We start from the raw sequence: 15,729 nt of genomic DNA, 5'->3' as shown, positions 1-15,729 counted from the left end.
GCTCATTGCCAGCCGAAGCGGCGGATGTAGAAACGCTTCAGCAACGTGGTCAGGACCGCGTAGCCCAGCAGGATGGCCACCAGGAACGGCCAATAACCGATCGGCAGGGCCTGCAATCCGAAATAGCCGGCCAACGGACTCATGGGCAGCAGCACGCCGATGAGCATGATCACGCCGGTCATCGCCAGCAGCGCGGGTGCGGCCAGGCTCTGCACGAACGGCAGCCGCGGCGTGCGGATCATGTGCACGATCAGGGTCTGGGTGAGCAGGCCGACCACGAACCAGCCGGACTGGAACAGGCCCTGTTCGGCCACGGTGTCGGCGGCGAACACATGCCACATCACCACGAAGCAGGTGATGTCGAAGATTGAGCTGATCGGGCCGAAGAACACCATGAAGCGGCCGATGTCACCTGGATTCCACTTCAGCGGCCGGCGCACCAGTTCCTCGTCCACGTGGTCGAACGGGATGGCGATCTGCGACACGTCGTACAGCAGGTTCTGCACCAGCAGTTGCAGCGGCAGCATCGGCAGGAACGGCAGGAACGCCGACGCCACCAGTACCGAGAACACGTTGCCGAAGTTGGAACTGGCGGTCATGCGGATGTACTTGAGCATGTTGCAGAAGGTGCGGCGGCCCTGGATCACGCCTTCCTCCAGCACCATCAGGCTCTTTTCCAGCAGGATGATGTCGGCGGCCTCCTTGGCGATGTCCACCGCGCCGTCCACGCTGATGCCGATGTCGGCCGCGCGCAGCGCCGGCGCGTCGTTGATGCCGTCGCCGAGGAAGCCGACCACCTTGCCCTGGCCACGCAGGGCGCGCACCAGGCGCTCCTTGTGCAGCGGGGTGAGCCGGGCGAACACGCGGTAGCGCTGGACCGCGGCGATCAGGGCGGCGTCGTTCATCCGATCCAGTTGCGGACCGGTGATCACCGCGTCGCCTTCCAGGCCGACCTGCGAGCACACCCGGGCGGCGACCAGTTCGTTGTCACCGGTCAGCACCTTCACCTCCACGCCATGGTCGGCCAGGGCGCGCAGAGCGGGTGCCGCCGATTCCTTGGGCGGGTCGAGAAAGGCCACGTAGCCCACCAGGATCAGATCGTGCTCGTCGGCGACGGAGTAGGCATCGCGGGCGGGCGGGGTTTCCTTCATCGCCACCGCGACTACCCGCAGGCCTTCCTCGTTGAGCTCCTGGGTGACCCGCCGGACCCGCGCGAGCATCCGGGAGTCCAGCGGCACCACGGTGCCGCCGTCGCGGACCTGCGTGCAGACCGCCAGCATTTCCTCGACCGCGCCCTTGCAGATCAGTTCATGGTGATCCTCGCGTTCGGACACCACCACCGACATCCGGCGGCGTTCGAAGTCGAACGGGATTTCGTCGACCTTGCGGTAGTCCTGGGCGAGCCGCAGTTCGGTCTGCAGTTCGACGTGTTCCAGCACCGCGCGATCCAGCAGATTCTTCAATCCGGTCTGGTAGTGGCTGTTGAGGTAGGCAAACTTGAGCACGTCCTCCGAATCGTTCCCGAACACGTCGGTGTGGCGTTCCAGCGCGATCCGGTCCTGGGTCAGGGTGCCGGTCTTGTCGGTGCACAGCACCTCCATCGCGCCGAAATTCTGGATCGCGTCCAGCCGCTTGACGATGACTTTCCGCCGCGCCAGCAATACCGCACCCTTGGCCAGGGTGGAGGTGACGATCATCGGCAGCATTTCCGGGGTCAGCCCGACCGCAACCGACAGGGCGAACAGGAACGCCTCCATCCAGTCGCCCTTGGTGAAGCCGTTGATCAGCAGCACGAACGGGACCATCACCAGGGCGAAACGGATCAGCAGCCAGCTGACGCTGTTGACGCCGGCCTGGAACGCGGTGGGCGCATGGTCGCTGGCGGTGACCCGATGCGCGACGGCGCCGAAGCAGGTTTCCGCACCGGTCGCCACCACCAGTGCGGTGGCAGTGCCGGAAACGACGTTCGTGCCCATGAACAACAGGTTGTTCTGTTCGAGCGCGCCGCCTTCGTCCCTGCTGGCCTCGGCGAATTTTTCCACCGGCAGCGATTCGCCGGTCATCGCCGCCTGGGCGACAAACAGATCCTTGGCGACCAGCACCCGGCAGTCGGCGGGAATCATGTCGCCGGCCGACAGCACGATGTGATCCCCGGGCACCAGATCGCGGATCGGGACTTCCTGCCGGCTGGGCGGACGGCGCGAATGCAGTCGGGTGCCGAAGTAGCGCTCGGCGACATCGGCCGCTTCGGTGCCCAGGTCGCGCCGGATCACGGTGGCGGTGTTGCCGACCAGCGCCTTGAGTCGCTCGGCCGCGCGGTTGGAGCGCCCTTCCTGGAAGAACCGGATCAGGGTGGACAGCAGCACCATGATGCCGATGACAACGGTCGCCTTGGCGTCCTCGGTGAGGTAGGAAACGACCGCCAGCACGGTCAGCAGCAGGTTGAAGGGATTGCGGTAGCACTGCCACAGGTGTCGCCACCACGGCAGCGGCTTTTCGTGATCGACCTCGTTGGGACCGAAGCGCGCGCGGCGCTCCGCGGCTTCGGCCAGGCTCAGGCCGTCCTCGTGGGAGGCCAGCCGCGACAGCGCGGCTGGCAGATCGTCCCGCGCCACCTGTGACAGGGTCCGGGACGGAAGCAGGGGAGCCGTGCGTGCATCGGCCCGGCCGAAGCCGGCCTCGGGCATCGCGCGACGGCCGAACAGGCCGGCGGCGCGGCGGCTGCGCAGAAAGGCATCGAACCAGGTCTTGAGCAGGTTCATGTGAAACTCCTGGAAGGGAAGGGCAACCGCACGACGACGCGATGTCGGCCGGACGATTCAGGCGAGGGGTTCGAACGCATCGGCGGTGGTGGGTACGACTTCCCAGCGCACGGCGCGCACGCCGGGATGGCAGGACATGAGCCGCACCAGCCGGGCCAGTTCGCGGCGTCCTTCCCCGGGCGCGTCGATGCCGAGGACGATGGCCTGTTCGCGCCGGTGCATGAATCTGAGATGCAGGCCGCGCGCGCGTCGGATGCGGGCTTCGACCGTGTCGCTCCAGCCGGTGCGCAGGCGCAGGCTGACACGGAAGAAATGGAAGTTCGGCGGGGCGACGGACGCCTGCGAGGGGCGCGTCTTCATGGGCCATATCCACCGGACAGCGGGATGGACGCGTTTGGCAATGCGGTGGCGCGCGCGGGACGGCACAGCGATTCCAACTGCGCGCGGGCTGGCGGCGGCAGATGCGGCAGGACGCGGATCCGGCCCCGCAACGGCAGCAACGACAACGCATCGGCCGATACGCGCGAGGAACAGGTGGAAAGCGCGCCGGCGAATGCGGCGGCGCCGTGTTCTGCATAGAGGCGGCGCAAGGCGACGACATCGCGTGCGCAAAGGGCGCCGCGCAGCGCGGGATAGAGGAACGTGCGATTCATGGTGACCTCCGGGACGACGCCCGCGGGGTCACCGGCGATCAGGCGCGAAGGGACCCCGGCAGCGGCGCCGGTTGTGTGCGGAACGATGTGGTTGGGGACGCGGCGAAGCGCCCGTCAGGGTCGGGGTCCATGGGAAATCTCCGGGAAGCGCACCTGTGCGCGGAAGCGGGAGACGCATCGGCGCGGTCATCGACCGCCGTTGCGTGATGGTGGAATTATCCGCGCGCCATCGCGGCACGCCTAGGCTGCGGTGGTTTGGCCGGGATATACCTGCGTATATAGGGGGAGGCATGGCGCGCGCGCCATGGGCTGCGTACCGGCCATCACATTGACGTTCGTGGCCCGCTTCGACCACGATGGCGCACTTCTCGCCGAAATCCACCCCGCAAGATGGCCACGCCCGACGACGATATCCGCTGGATGCAGCATGCGCTGGCGCTGGCCGAGCGTGCCGAACGCGAGGATGACGAGATTCCGGTTGGCGCGGTGCTGGTGGATGCCGACGGGCAGGTGCTGGGCGAGGGCTGGAACCGCAACCTGGCTGAACACGACCCCACCGCGCACGCGGAGATCGTCGCCATGCGTCGCGCCGGGCAGGCGCTGGGCAACCATCGGCTGATCGGCACGACCCTGTACGTCACCCTGGAGCCTTGCGCGATGTGCGCGATGGCGCTGGTGCACGCGCGGGTGGCGCGGGTGGTCTACGGCGCGGCCGATCCGAAGACCGGCGCCTGTGGCAGCGTGTTCGATCTGCTGACCGACCCGCGCCACAACCATCGCGTTGAAGTGCAGGGCGGCGTGCTGGGAGAAGAAGCCAGCCGTCGCTTGACCAACTATTTCCGCGCCAAGCGCGGCCGCCCGCTCCTGTAGAGCGGAGCTTGCTCCGCTGCTTTCCGCAGCTTGTCCGGGAGGAAAGAGCACCGCGTCAGCGGAGCAAGCTCCGCTCTACCGGCGCTTGACGTGGCGGTGGTCCATTTCCTCGTTGATGGCGGTCACCGCCAGGGTGGATTCACGCGCCAGCAACAGGCTGGCGGCGAGCATCGCCAGGACCCCGACCGCCGCCAGCCAGGTGGGCAGGCTACCCAGCCGGTGTTCGAGGAAGGTGTCGACGGCCACGGCCAGGCTGGTGCCGACGAAGCAGCTGATCGCGGCGTACAGGAGCTGGCCGGCGCGCAGGATGATCAGGCTGCGGCGGCGCTGCAGGCGGATGCGCATCTCATAGAGCTGGCGTTCGTGCTCGTCCTCGACGTCGACCAGCTCGCGCAGCAGGGTGCGGGCGCGGTCGATGATGCGGGCCAGGCGGTTGTTGGCCGACAGCAGCAGGGAGGCGGTGGCGGTCAGGAAGAACGCGGGCGCCAGCATCGCGGTCAGGACGGCATAGTGCGCGAAATTGTTCATGGGCCGGTCGTGGTGGGCGTCTGCGTTATGATGACATCACGCGGATTTCCCGCAACGCGCCGGATTCCCGGCCTCATTCCCCGACGGACAGGTGCATGGCAGCCAGCAACGCGAACAACGACCGACTCATCTGGATCGACCTGGAAATGACCGGGTTGGACACGGGCGGAGACTCCATCCTGGAGATCGCCACGGTGGTCACCGATTCGCAGTTGAACGTGCTGGCCGAGGGGCCGGAACTGGCCATCGCCCATCCGCTGGAGGCGCTGGAAGCCATGGACGACTGGAACCGCAACCAGCATCGCAAGTCCGGGCTGTGGCAGCGGGTCCTGGACAGCCAAGTCAGCCTGGGCCAGGCCGAGGCCCTGACCGTGGCCTTCCTCAACGAATGGGTGCCGGCCAACGCGTCGCCGATGTGCGGCAATTCCATCTGCCAGGATCGGCGCTTCCTGCACCGCCTGATGCCGCGGCTGGAGAAATATTTCCATTACCGCAACCTCGACGTCAGCACCTTGAAGGAACTGGCGCGCCGCTGGGCCCCGCCGGTGCTGGAGGGCGTGCGCAAGCAGGCCGCGCACACCGCGCTCAGCGACGTGCGCGATTCCATCGAGGAACTGCGCCACTATCGCAAGCACCTGGCCGAACTGGCCGGCTGAGGCCGCGCTTTCCCGTCCCTGTGGGAGCGACGCCAGTCGCGATGGCCGCCCCGTTCGGAGAGTATCCGGTCGCGACTCACGTCGCTCCTACATGGGGTAGTTGGCTGTAGGAGCGACGTAAGTCGCGACCCGATAGATCATCGGCAGCGAACCGCCTTGACCCGGCAAGGCAACCGCGACGGACGGGGACGACGCTCCTACCGCAAGTATCTGGCCGAATTGCCGGCTGAGGCCGCGCTTTTCCCGTCCCTGTGGGAGCGACGTAAGTCGCGATGGTCGCCCCATTCGGAGAGTATCCGGTCGCGACTTACGTCGCTCCTACAGGAAGTAGTTGGCGGTAGGAGCGACGTCAGTCGCGACCCGATGGTTCGTCAACACCGGACCGTCGTCGCCCGCTGAGGTAATCGCGACTTACGTCGCTCCCACAGGAACGGGCGGGTCAGGGCGCGGGCGTCACCGGCGGCGCCACGTCGCCGTCATCGGCGACGGCGCGGGTGATGAGGTGGGTGAGCGGGGTACCGTCGGCGTTGTGGTGGTACACGTGCAGGTCGCGTTGCGGATACGGGATGTTGAGGCCGTGGCCGATGATGTCCGTGCGCACCGCTTCGGTCAGCTGGCTGCGGGCATCGCCGAAATCCTTGGTCTTCACCCACGCCTGCAGGGTCAGGTCGACACTGCTTTCGCTCAGCCTGCTCACCAGCACCAGCGGCGCGGGATCGGCCAGCACCAGCGGATTGGCATGCGCCAGCGCCAACAACACGTCCTTGGCTTGTTTCAGATCGTCGTCGTAGCCCACGCCCACCAGGATGTCGACGCGGCGACGCGGCTTGGCGGTGAAATTGATGATCGGCGCGGTGGTGATCATGCTGTTGGGCAATACGATCAGGCGGTTGTCGAAGGTGCGCAGCCGTGTCTGGAAGATGCGTACTTCCTCGATCACGCCCTCCAGTCCGGCGGCCTGCACGTGGTCGCCGTCGCGGAACGGACGCAGCACGATCAGCATCACCCCGGAGGCGATGTTGGACAGCGAGTCCTTGAGCGCCAGGCCAACCGCCAGGCCGGCCGCGCCGACCACCGCCAGCACCGAGGTGGTGGGTACGCCGATCTTCTGCAGCGCGGCGATCAGCACCACCACCATCATCACCGCGTAGCAGACATTGCGCAGGAAGCCGGCGAGGGTCGCCTCGACCCCGCCGCGGGTCAGCGCCCGGTACACGATCCGGCTGATCCATTTGGACAGCCAGTAGCCGAGCAGCACGATGGCCGCGGCAATCGCCCAGTTGGTGAGCACCGCCATCCAGTCGATCGAACTCCAGTCGAACGCACGGGTGGCGGTGGGCGTGGACGCCGCGGCGGGCGTCTTGGTGGGAAGGGTGATCAGGGCCATGCGGCCCGGATTATGCCGCTTTTCGCTTCGCCAGACGCAGCCAGGTATCGACCACGGTGTCCGGGTTCAGCGACACCGACTCGATGCCTTCCTGCATCAGCCATTCGGCCAGATCCGGATGGTCGGACGGACCCTGGCCGCAGATGCCCACGTACTTGCCCTTGGCGCGCGCGGCCTGGATGGCCATCGACAGCAGCTTCTTGACCGCCGGGTTCCGTTCGTCGAACAGGTTGGCGACGATGCTGGAGTCGCGATCCAGGCCCAGGGTCAGCTGGGTCAGGTCGTTGGATCCGATCGAGAAGCCGTCGAAGATGTCCAGGAACTCGTCGGCCAGCAGGGCGTTCGAGGGCACCTCGCACATCATGATGATCTTCAGGCCCGGCTTGTCGCCAGTAGCGCCATCGCCCTGCCTGAGGCCGTGGCGGGCCAGCACTTCGACCACCTTGCGGCCTTCCTCCAGGGTACGCACGAACGGGATCATCACCCACAGGTTGTCCAGGCCCATCTCGTCGCGGACCTTGCGCACCGCGCGGCACTCCAGCGCGAAGGCCGGCTCGAACGAGGCATCGACGTAGCGACTGGCACCGCGGAAGCCGATCATCGGGTTTTCTTCATGCGGTTCGTAGCGGGTGCCGCCGATCAGGTTGGCGTATTCGTTGGACTTGAAGTCCGACAGGCGCACGATGACCGGGTTCGGCGCGACCGAAGCGGTGATGGTAGCGATACCCTCGGCCAGGCGATCCACGTAGAAGCTCACCGGGTCCGCGTAGCCGGCCATCTTGGCGTCGATCTTGCGACGGGTTTCCAGGTCCTGGCGGTCGTATTCCAGCAGCGCCAGCGGATGCACGCCGATGTGGCTGGCGATGATCATTTCCAGCCGGGCCAGGCCGATGCCGGCGTTCGGCAACTGGCCGAAATCGAACGCGCGCTCGGGGTTGGCCACGTTCATCATGATCTTCAGCGGCGCCGGCGGCATGTTGTCCAGATCGGTCGTCGTGCGCTCGAAGGGCAGGGCGCCGTCGTAGATGAAACCGGTGTCGCCCTCGGCGCAGCTGACCGTCACTTCCACGCCGTCGGCGATGCTGTCCAGCGCGTTGCCGGTGCCGACCACCGCCGGCACGCCCAGTTCACGGGCGATGATCGCCGCGTGGCAGGTGCGGCCGCCGCGGTTGGTGACGATGGCCGAAGCGCGCTTCATCACCGGCTCCCAATCGGGGTCGGTCATGTCGGCGACCAGCACGTCGCCGGCCTGCACGCGGTTCATGTCATCCAGCGAGCGCACCACGCGGGCCACGCCGCTGCCGATTTTCTGGCCGATCGCGCGGCCCTCGGCGATGACCGTGCCGCGCTTTTCCAGCGCGTAGCGTTCGATCTGGGTGGCCTTGGCGCGCGACTTCACCGTCTCCGGACGGGCCTGCACGATGAACAGCTTGCCGCTGACGCCGTCCTTCGCCCATTCGATGTCCATCGGGCGGCCGTAGTGTTTTTCGATGACCAGCGCCTGCTTCGACAGCTCCTGCACGTCGGCATCGGAAATGGAGAACTTGCTCCGCAGTTCCGCCGGGGTGTCCTCGTTGCGCACGCGCTCGCCGGGCTTGTCCGAGTAGACCATCCGGATCTGCTTGCTGCCCAGGGCGCGGCGCAGGATCGCCGGCTTGCCCTGCGCCAGTGTGGGCTTGTAGACGTAGAACTCGTCCGGATTCACCGCACCCTGCACGACGTTCTCGCCCAGGCCGTAGCTGGCGGTGACGAACACCACCTCGCGGAAACCGGATTCGGTGTCCAGGGTGAACAGCACGCCGGAAGATCCCACGTCCGATCGCACCATCAGCTGCACGCCGGCGGACAGGAACACGTCCTCGTGCTTGAAGCCGTGGTGCACGCGGTAGGCGATGGCGCGATCGTTGTACAGCGAGGCGAAGACTTCCTTCACCTTGTGGACCACGTCATCGGCGCCGGTGACGTTGAGGAAGGTTTCCTGCTGGCCGGCGAAGCTGGCGTCGGGCAGGTCCTCGGCGGTGGCGGAGGAGCGCACCGCGACCGCCACTTCGCCGCCGCCGTTTTCCGCGCACAGCTGCGCGTAGGCGGTGCGGATGTCCTGATCCAGGTCCGGTTGCAGCGGGGCGTCGATGACCCAGCCGCGAATCTCGCGACCGGCGGCGGTCAGCGCCGGCACGTCCTCGACATCCAGCGTGGCCAGCTTGTCGAAAATCCGCTTGGACAGGTCGTTGTGGGCGATGAACGCCTTGAACGCCTCGGCCGTGGTCGCGTAGCCGCCCGGCACGGACACGCCCAGGCCGGCCAGGTGGCCGATCATTTCGCCAAGCGAGGAATTCTTGCCGCCGACACGGGCAAGATCGGACAGGCGCAACGCATGCAGCCAGAGGATGTTCTCGTTCAAGCGTTAAGCTCCAAAGCTGACCGTGCGCCGCGCCGAGACCATCGGCCGGGCCGTGTCCGTGGGGAAAGAGGCGCTATGATGCTATGCAATACCAATTGCAGACAAGCTTGATCTGAAGGGGGTTTCGTGGTGAATCCGGACCAGGGCGGCCTGGTGACCAGGCCGGTGTTCTACGTCTCCGATGGTACCGGCATCACCGCCGAAACCATTGGTCACAGTCTGTTGACGCAGTTCACCGGTTTCCGCTTCCAGACCGACCGGATCTCCTTCGTGGACGACGAGGAAAAGGCCCGGGACGCGGCCGACCGCATCCGCCGGGCCGGGATCGCGCTAGGGGCCCGGCCGATCGTGGTCAATTCCTGCGTGGATCCGGCCCTGAGCGGGGTGCTGGCCGAGAGTGGCGCCTTGATGCTGGACGTGTTCGCGCCGTTCATCGAACCGCTGGAGCGCGAGCTGGGGACCCCCCGGCAGTCGCGGGTGGGCCAGGCGCACGGCCTGGTCGATTTCGAGACCTACCATCGCCGCATCAACGCGATGAACTTCGCCCTGACCCACGACGACGGCATCGCGCTGGAATACGAGGAGGCCGACGTCATCCTGGTGGCGGTGTCGCGCGCCGGCAAGACGCCCACCTGCGTGTACCTGGCGCTGCACTATGGCGTGCGCGCGGCCAATTATCCGCTGACCGATCAGGATCTGGAAACCGATCGCCTGCCACCGCGGCTGCGTCCTTACCGGCGCAAGCTGTTCGGCCTGACCATCGATCCGGATCGCCTGCACCAGATCCGGCAGGAGCGGCGTCCCAATTCCCGCTATGCGCAGATGGATACCTGCAAGCGCGAGGTCGCCGCGGCCGAGGCGATGTTCCAGGTGGAGCGCATTCCCACCCTGAGCACCACCAACAAGTCGATCGAGGAAATCTCCAGCAAGGTGCTGTCCACGCTGGGGCTGCAGCGCGAGATGTTCTGAGGCGGGGAGGCGGGCCGGAAGGGGCCGGGACGCGCCGCGGAATTCCGGCGGCGGGAAACCTTAACTTAGGCTTCCCGGGCGATGCCGTCAATGCTGCCGCCGGCGCCGGCCAGCGTGTAGCATCGGCCCCATGCAACCTCCCGCCACCGACCGCCAGGCACGCATTCCCAAGCTCAGCCGCTTCGGCTGGCTGATGGCGCTCTATGCGGAAAACCACGTGCGGTTGATGCGGTTGTTCGCCCCGGACCACCTGACCGCGGGAACCTACATTTCCTCGGTCGGCGACGGCCTGGACGTGCGCCTGGAAGTGATCGAGACCCACCGCTACACGGTCGAACTCAGGCTCACCTACGATCTGCGCGATCCGCTGACCGGCGAACCGGATCCTTCCGCCTTCGTGCGCCTGTACCGCGACGCCCACCAGGCCGAGGCCACGCATTGCTACGTCGGCCGCCGCTGGCAAGACGTGATCGGCCTGTATCCGCCGCCGGCGGAAGTGATCAGCCATCGCATGCGCATGAATACCTTCCTGGGCAAATGGCTGGAATACCTGGCCGACCAGGGACATGGCGTGGCGACGTTGAAGGCGGTGGAAACCGCTGCGCTCGACGCGGCCTAGTTCGACTCGGATTGGCCTGCACGTCGAAACCGATTCCTGCGCAGGCGGGCAATGCGGACAAGGCAGCGTGCAACGCGTGCGCGCGTAACGAACCACCAGTCGTACGGCATTCCATTCGCACAGTAAGAACCAGGCGGGTTTCGTCAGCCCGTGCAGAATCTTTCCTTAGCCAGTTTCCCGTTATTCCGGCAACGCAAAAACAATCAGGGCCCGGTTTCCCGGGCCCTGATTGTTTCTTCAAAATTGGCGTCCCCACGGGGATTCGAACCCCGGTCGCCACCGTGAAAGGGTGATGTCCTAGGCCTCTAGACGATGGGGACGCGTTTGAAACTTTGCCGCTTAAATTTTTCTTTCCAGACGGCCTAATGCCTGGAAAGTTGGTGGAGCCAGCCGGGATCGAACCGGCGACCTCTTGCATGCCATGCAAGCGCTCTCCCAGCTGAGCTATGGCCCCACGCGGCGGGAGAAGCGAAATTGTAGGGGGGGCTTTGCCGACTTGCAAGCATCCGTGAAAAAAAAATTTCACGGTGGCGGATTCGGGGCACATCCGGTGGAATAGGGCGCTCGCAGAAACCGGGCGGATCGCAGCATCGTGAGGATTCAGTTCACCATCGCCGAATGGGCCGCCTGGGCGCCCGGGCTCGAAACCGCCGAGGCGTGGCGCGAATGGGCGCGCCAGCCGTTTCCGCCCCACGGCGAGGGCACGCCGGCGCTGGGGGAGGTACCGGCGATGCAGCGGCGGCGAATCGATCGCCTGGGGCGGATGGCGATCCAGACCGCCTATTGGTGCCAGCGCGCGGAGGCGGAAGGCATTCCGTTCGTGTTCGCCTCGCGGCACGGCGACGTGGCCTGCTCGGTGGAACTGCTGGAATCGCTGAGCCGTCGCGAAACCCTGTCGCCGACCAGCTTCGGACTCTCCGTGCACAACGCGATCGCCGCGCTGTATTCGATTGTGCGCGGCGAGCGTGGCAACTATCTGGCGCTCGCCGCCGGACACGCCACGCCGGAAGCGGCGCTGGTGGAGACGGCGGGACTGCTCGGGGATGGTTCGCCCGAAGTACTGGTGGTGGTTTACGACGCCGCGCTGCCAGAGGTGTATGCCGATTTCAGGGACGAACCGGATCCTTTCCACGCCTGGTGCTGGCGGGTGGCGCCGGCGGATCGCGGCGACGGCATCGCCGTGGGACTGGGCTGCGGCGCGGTGCCGGCGGAGGCGGGCGTGCCGGAAGCCGCGGTCCTGCCGCACAGTCTGGAGGTATTGCGATTCGTGCTGGCCGGTTCCGGCACCCTGCGGTATGTGGCCGATGGGCGGCAATGGGAGTGGCGCCACGGTGGGTGACCGCCTGGACCATCTTTGGCGGGTGTTCGGCACCGGCCTGAGTTTCCTGGCCTTCGGTGTCGGCGGGCTGGTGCTGAGGGTGCTGGTGTTCCCGCCGATGCAATGGTTCGTGCGTGACCCGTCGCGCCGGCGGAGGCTGGTCCGGCGCGCCGTGCAGCGCAGTTTCGCCGCGCACGTGGAGCTGATGCGCCGGTTGGGCCTGCTGACCTATGAAATCCGCCATCGCGAGCGCCTGCAACGCGACGGCCTGCTGATCCTGGCCAACCATCCGACCCTGATCGACGTGGTGTTCCTGGTCTCGCTGCTGCCCAACGCCGATTGCGTGGTGAAATCGGCGGTGGCGCGCAATCCGTTCATGCGCGGGCCGGTCCGGGCCGCGGGTTACGTATCCAACGACGATGGCGCCGGACTGGTGGACGATTGCATCGCGGCGGTGAAGGCGGGCGGCAACCTGGTGATTTTTCCGGAGGGGACCCGGACCGTGCGCGGGCAGCCGCCGAAGCTGCAGCGCGGGGCCGCCAACATCGCCGTCCGCGGCCGCCTGGACATCACGCCGGTCAGGCTGAGCTGCACGCCGATGACGCTGGGGAAAGGGGAGAAATGGTATCGTGTGCCCACGCGCCGGTTCCATGTGGTGGTGGACGTTCAGGAAGACCTGCCGATCGCACGGTTCCTGAACGCCGCCGAGTCCGGAACCGGAGGGGACGCGGCAGCCGCCAGGCGGCTCACCGACTATTTGACGCATTATTTTTCTGGAGAGGAAACGCGTGCAGGCACTTGAGCACGAGATCAAGGAATTGATCATCGCCGCCCTGTCCCTCGAGGACATCGGTCCCGATGACATCGATACGGCGGCGCCGCTGTTCGTCGAAGGATTGGGGCTGGATTCGATCGACGCGCTGGAACTGGGCCTGGCCCTGCAGAAGCGCTACGGCGTCAGCCTGTCGGCGGACTCGCAGGAAACCCGCAAGCATTTTTCCAGCGTGCGCGCGCTGGCCGAGTTCGTCGCGTCGCAGCGGGCGGCGTGAAGGGCGCGGCGAGGGGACTGAAATGACCAAGAACGAACTATTCGACCGGATCGCCACGATCCTGCACGACACCTTCGAAATCGATCCGGCGAAGATCACGCCGGAATCGCGCCTGTACGACGACCTGGACATCGACAGCATCGACGCGGTCGATCTGATCGTCCAGCTCAAGCCGCTGCTGGGCCGCAACCTGCAACCGGACGCGTTCAAGACCGTCCGCACGGTGCAGGACGTCGTCGACGTGCTGTATGGCCTGATCCGCGACCAAGCCGCCTGATCAAGGCGCGGCGCGCTCATGGCGAACCGGGTCCGCGCGGCATTGTTCATTGCCCTGTCGCTGGCCTATCCGCTGGTCGTCTACCTGGCGCTGGGCCGGTTCGAGCCGCGCTGGCTGGCGCTCCTGCTGATGGCGCTGGCGCTGCTGCGCGCGCTGGCGACCCGCCAGCCGGTATGGCTGGCGGCGGCGGGCGGGGCGGCGGTCCTGGCCGTGCTTACCACGGTGTTCAACGATGCGCTGCCGCTGAAGCTGTACCCGGCGCTGGTCAACGCGGTGATGCTGGTGGTGTTCGCGGTGAGCCTGCGCTTCCCGCCCACGGTGGTGGAGCGGATCGCCCGCGTGAGCGAGCCGGATCTGCCGGCGCGCGCGGTCGCCTATACCCGCCGGGTCACCCAGGTGTGGTGCGTGTTCTTCATCTTCAATGGCGCGCTGGCGCTGGCAACGGCTCTATGGACCACGGATCGCGTCTGGGCGCTCTACAACGGCGGTATCGCCTACCTGCTGATGGGCGCCTTGTTCGCGGGCGAGTGGCTGGTGCGGCAGCGCGTGCGGGCGGCGCGCCGGCATGAGTGAGTGGCTGCCGCTGGACCGCGTCGCCGTCGATGCCCGGACCGGACGGTGGGTCGGTCCGGATTGGGATCACCCGGCGTTCCGGACCCGGGTACTGGCCTGGCAGGCGGCATTCGCCGGCGCCGGGGGCCGTGACTGGGCGCTGTACTTCGAGGACGCGACCGCCTTCGCCGCGGCCCTGTTCGGCGCCTGGCACGCCGGCAAGCGGGTATTCCTGTGCGCCGACAACCTGCCGGCCACCCGTGAACGGCTGGCCGGGCAGGTCGATGGCTTCGCCGGCGACTTCGCGGATGGTGGCGTGATGCCCGCCGACGTGGTTCCGGACACGGTCCTGGCGCCGCTGGACGAGGCCGCGACCCGGTTGCTGGTGTTCACTTCCGGCAGCACCGGCGAGCCGGTCGCCATCGAGAAGCGGCTGGATCAGCTGGCGCGGGAGGTGGGAGCGCTGGAAGCCGCTTTCGGCGCGGACCTCGGCGCGGCGACGGTGCATGGCACGGTGTCCCACCAGCACATCTACGGACTGCTGTTCCGGGTGCTGTGGCCGCTGGCGGCCGGCCGGCCGATCGCGCCGCGTACCTTCTTCCACGAGGACCTGCTGGCCGCCCTGGCCGGGCAACCGGCGTTGCTGGTGGCCAGCCCGGCGCACCTGAAGCGGCTGCCGCAGCAACTGGACTGGGCCTCGCTGGGCGGGCAATTGCGGGCGGTGTTCTCCTCCGGCGGCGCCTTGCCGGCCGAGGCCGCGCTGGAAGCCCGCCGCTGGTTGGGGGTGGCCCCCACCGAAATCTACGGCAGCAGCGAGACCGGCGGCATCGCGTGGCGGCGCTGGGACGACGAGCAACCGGCCTGGCGCGCGCTGCCCGGGGTGGCCTGGCGGGTCCAGGACGGACGCCTGCAGGTGCGCTCGCCGCACCTGGCCCAGGCGCGGGAGTGGTGGACCAGCGAGGACCGGGTACACGCCGACGGAGACGGGTTCCGCCTGCTCGGGCGGGCGGATCGCATCGTCAAGGTCGAGGAGCGCCGGGTGTCACTGGATGGACTGGAGCGCGACATCGCCGGTCATCCGCGGGTGGCCGAAGCCCGCGTCTGCGTGCTGCCCGGCGCGCGCGACGCGCTGGTGGCGGTGGTGGTGCCCAACGAGGCCGGCTGGGAGTACCTGCGCGAACACGGCCGCCGCGCGCTCTCCCAACAGCTGTCGCAACATCTGGCCGGCCGCCACGACGCGGTCGCGCGTCCGCGCCGCTGGCGTTACGCGGTGGCCCTGCCGGTCAACGCGCAGGGCAAGGTCACCGAGCGGGCGCTGACCGCGCTGTTCCGGCCCGAGCGTCCGGAACCGCACTGGCGCGTGCGCGAACCGCTGGCCGCCGAACTGGAACTGGATCTGGACGCGGATCTGGCGGTGTTCGACGGTCATTTTCCGCAGGCGACGATCCTGCCCGGGGTGGCGCAACTGGACTGGGCGATCCGGTTCGGCCGCGAAGCCTTCCCGCTGCCGCCGCGGTTCCTGCGCATGGAGGCGCTGAAGTTCCAGCGCGTCGCGCGTCCGGGCGACCGCATCCGCCTGCACCTGCAATGGGCGGCGGAAAAATCGACGCTGGCATTCCAGTACACCTCCGCGCATGGTCCGCACGCCAGTGGCCGGGTCGTGTTCGCGGCGCAGGAAGGACACTGAA

The 15,729-nt window shown here is 67.3% G+C and carries 16 protein-coding genes and 2 tRNA genes; 10 read left to right on the top strand and 8 right to left on the bottom strand.

Annotated elements, in window-relative coordinates; all coding sequences use genetic code 11:
- Positions 1-2: 2 nt before the first annotated feature.
- Genes mgtA through FHW78_RS01180 form a run of 3 tightly spaced genes read right to left on the bottom strand, consistent with a single transcriptional unit; the run spans position 3 to position 3,415 of the window.
- Entirely contained in the window at positions 3-2,762 is a 2,760-nt protein-coding gene (gene mgtA, locus FHW78_RS01190; protein ID WP_183636668.1) for a magnesium-translocating P-type ATPase, read from the bottom strand.
- Positions 2,763-2,819: 57 nt separating this feature from the next.
- Positions 2,820-3,122, bottom strand: a complete 303-nt coding sequence (locus FHW78_RS01185) for a hypothetical protein (protein WP_183636665.1) — start codon at positions 3,120-3,122, stop codon at positions 2,820-2,822.
- Positions 3,119-3,415 (bottom strand): hypothetical protein, encoded by a 297-nt coding sequence (locus tag FHW78_RS01180; RefSeq protein WP_183636662.1) that lies wholly within the window; start codon positions 3,413-3,415, stop codon positions 3,119-3,121. Before FHW78_RS01180 ends, FHW78_RS01185 begins: the two co-directional genes overlap by 4 nt.
- Before the next feature lie 390 nt (positions 3,416-3,805).
- Here FHW78_RS01180 and tadA point away from each other — a divergent pair, with 390 nt between their 5' ends.
- Positions 3,806-4,285 carry a tRNA adenosine(34) deaminase TadA gene (gene tadA, locus FHW78_RS01175; protein WP_183636658.1) on the top strand — a complete coding sequence of 160 codons (480 nt, stop codon included), beginning with the start codon at positions 3,806-3,808 and terminating at the stop codon, positions 4,283-4,285.
- 75 nt (positions 4,286-4,360) lie between these two features.
- On the opposite strand, the gene FHW78_RS01170 is transcribed toward tadA, so the two are convergent.
- Entirely contained in the window at positions 4,361-4,813 is a 453-nt protein-coding gene (locus tag FHW78_RS01170; RefSeq protein WP_183636655.1) for a DUF2721 domain-containing protein, read from the bottom strand.
- Between the two features lie 95 nt (positions 4,814-4,908).
- Here FHW78_RS01170 and orn point away from each other — a divergent pair, with 95 nt between their 5' ends.
- Complete coding sequence (gene orn, locus FHW78_RS01165) at positions 4,909-5,469, top strand: oligoribonuclease (protein WP_183636651.1); 561 nt, start codon at positions 4,909-4,911, stop codon at positions 5,467-5,469.
- A gap of 439 nt (positions 5,470-5,908) precedes the next feature.
- On the opposite strand, the gene FHW78_RS01160 is transcribed toward orn, so the two are convergent.
- Together FHW78_RS01160 and ppsA are read right to left on the bottom strand one after the other, a co-directional pair.
- Positions 5,909-6,856 (bottom strand): mechanosensitive ion channel domain-containing protein, encoded by a 948-nt coding sequence (locus tag FHW78_RS01160; RefSeq protein WP_183636648.1) that lies wholly within the window; start codon positions 6,854-6,856, stop codon positions 5,909-5,911.
- 10 nt (positions 6,857-6,866) lie between these two features.
- Entirely contained in the window at positions 6,867-9,257 is a 2,391-nt protein-coding gene (gene ppsA / locus FHW78_RS01155; RefSeq protein ID WP_183636645.1) for a phosphoenolpyruvate synthase, read from the bottom strand.
- A gap of 150 nt (positions 9,258-9,407) precedes the next feature.
- Between ppsA and FHW78_RS01150 the strand changes: the two genes are divergently transcribed.
- Both FHW78_RS01150 and FHW78_RS01145 read left to right on the top strand, forming a co-directional pair.
- Positions 9,408-10,226 carry a pyruvate, water dikinase regulatory protein gene (locus FHW78_RS01150; RefSeq protein ID WP_183641052.1) on the top strand — a complete coding sequence of 273 codons (819 nt, stop codon included), beginning with the start codon at positions 9,408-9,410 and terminating at the stop codon, positions 10,224-10,226.
- Between the two features lie 130 nt (positions 10,227-10,356).
- Positions 10,357-10,845, top strand: coding sequence for a DUF1249 domain-containing protein (locus tag FHW78_RS01145; protein ID WP_141452711.1), 489 nt, complete (start codon positions 10,357-10,359; stop codon positions 10,843-10,845).
- Positions 10,846-11,089: 244 nt separating this feature from the next.
- On the opposite strand, the gene FHW78_RS01140 is transcribed toward FHW78_RS01145, so the two are convergent.
- Positions 11,090-11,165: transfer RNA gene (locus FHW78_RS01140), tRNA-Glu, on the bottom strand.
- Positions 11,166-11,223: 58 nt separating this feature from the next.
- Positions 11,224-11,299, bottom strand: a tRNA-Ala gene (locus FHW78_RS01135).
- Between the two features lie 138 nt (positions 11,300-11,437).
- Here FHW78_RS01135 and FHW78_RS01130 point away from each other — a divergent pair.
- The 6 genes from FHW78_RS01130 to FHW78_RS01105 are packed head-to-tail and all read left to right on the top strand — an operon-like array spanning position 11,438 to position 15,728.
- Positions 11,438-12,184, top strand: a complete 747-nt coding sequence (locus FHW78_RS01130) for a beta-ketoacyl synthase chain length factor (RefSeq protein ID WP_343205522.1) — start codon at positions 11,438-11,440, stop codon at positions 12,182-12,184.
- Positions 12,150-12,965, top strand: coding sequence for a lysophospholipid acyltransferase family protein (locus tag FHW78_RS01125; protein WP_183636643.1), 816 nt, complete (start codon positions 12,150-12,152; stop codon positions 12,963-12,965). The genes FHW78_RS01130 and FHW78_RS01125 overlap by 35 nt, the downstream gene beginning before the upstream one ends.
- A complete protein-coding gene (locus FHW78_RS01120; RefSeq protein WP_141452712.1) occupies positions 12,952-13,212 on the top strand; it encodes a phosphopantetheine-binding protein in 261 nt (86 codons plus the stop codon). Before FHW78_RS01125 ends, FHW78_RS01120 begins: the two co-directional genes overlap by 14 nt.
- A 22-nt stretch (positions 13,213-13,234) precedes the next feature.
- Positions 13,235-13,489 (top strand): acyl carrier protein, encoded by a 255-nt coding sequence (locus FHW78_RS01115; RefSeq protein ID WP_141452713.1) that lies wholly within the window; start codon positions 13,235-13,237, stop codon positions 13,487-13,489.
- Positions 13,490-13,507: 18 nt separating this feature from the next.
- Complete coding sequence (locus tag FHW78_RS01110; protein ID WP_183636640.1) at positions 13,508-14,062, top strand: hypothetical protein; 555 nt, start codon at positions 13,508-13,510, stop codon at positions 14,060-14,062.
- Positions 14,055-15,728, top strand: a complete 1,674-nt coding sequence (locus tag FHW78_RS01105; RefSeq protein WP_183636637.1) for an AMP-binding protein — start codon at positions 14,055-14,057, stop codon at positions 15,726-15,728. The genes FHW78_RS01110 and FHW78_RS01105 overlap by 8 nt, the downstream gene beginning before the upstream one ends.
- Position 15,729: the final 1 nt, after the last annotated feature.

The organism is Pseudoxanthomonas sp. OG2 (genome assembly GCF_014192765.1).
Taxonomy (GTDB): Bacteria; Pseudomonadota; Gammaproteobacteria; order Xanthomonadales; family Xanthomonadaceae; genus Pseudoxanthomonas_A; species Pseudoxanthomonas_A beigongshangi.
Note: the sequence above shows the minus strand (reverse complement) of the source record. Positions and strands in the feature narration are given on the sequence as shown.

What these genes read in the sequence shown, in the direction of transcription:
- mgtA (WP_183636668.1), bottom strand. Translation starts at nt 2,762, where the DNA reads ATGAACCTGCTCAAGACCTGGTTCGATGCCTTTCTGCGCAGCCGCCGC.
- FHW78_RS01185 (WP_183636665.1), bottom strand. Translation starts at nt 3,122, where the DNA reads ATGAAGACGCGCCCCTCGCAGGCGTCCGTCGCCCCGCCGAACTTCCAT.
- FHW78_RS01180 (WP_183636662.1), bottom strand. Translation starts at nt 3,415, where the DNA reads ATGAATCGCACGTTCCTCTATCCCGCGCTGCGCGGCGCCCTTTGCGCA.
- tadA (WP_183636658.1), top strand. Translation starts at nt 3,806, where the DNA reads ATGGCCACGCCCGACGACGATATCCGCTGGATGCAGCATGCGCTGGCG.
- FHW78_RS01170 (WP_183636655.1), bottom strand. Translation starts at nt 4,813, where the DNA reads ATGAACAATTTCGCGCACTATGCCGTCCTGACCGCGATGCTGGCGCCC.
- orn (WP_183636651.1), top strand. Translation starts at nt 4,909, where the DNA reads ATGGCAGCCAGCAACGCGAACAACGACCGACTCATCTGGATCGACCTG.
- FHW78_RS01160 (WP_183636648.1), bottom strand. Translation starts at nt 6,856, where the DNA reads ATGGCCCTGATCACCCTTCCCACCAAGACGCCCGCCGCGGCGTCCACG.
- FHW78_RS01145 (WP_141452711.1), top strand. Translation starts at nt 10,357, where the DNA reads ATGCAACCTCCCGCCACCGACCGCCAGGCACGCATTCCCAAGCTCAGC.
- FHW78_RS01125 (WP_183636643.1), top strand. Translation starts at nt 12,150, where the DNA reads ATGGGCGGCAATGGGAGTGGCGCCACGGTGGGTGACCGCCTGGACCAT.
- FHW78_RS01115 (WP_141452713.1), top strand. Translation starts at nt 13,235, where the DNA reads ATGACCAAGAACGAACTATTCGACCGGATCGCCACGATCCTGCACGAC.
- FHW78_RS01110 (WP_183636640.1), top strand. Translation starts at nt 13,508, where the DNA reads ATGGCGAACCGGGTCCGCGCGGCATTGTTCATTGCCCTGTCGCTGGCC.
- FHW78_RS01105 (WP_183636637.1), top strand. Translation starts at nt 14,055, where the DNA reads ATGAGTGAGTGGCTGCCGCTGGACCGCGTCGCCGTCGATGCCCGGACC.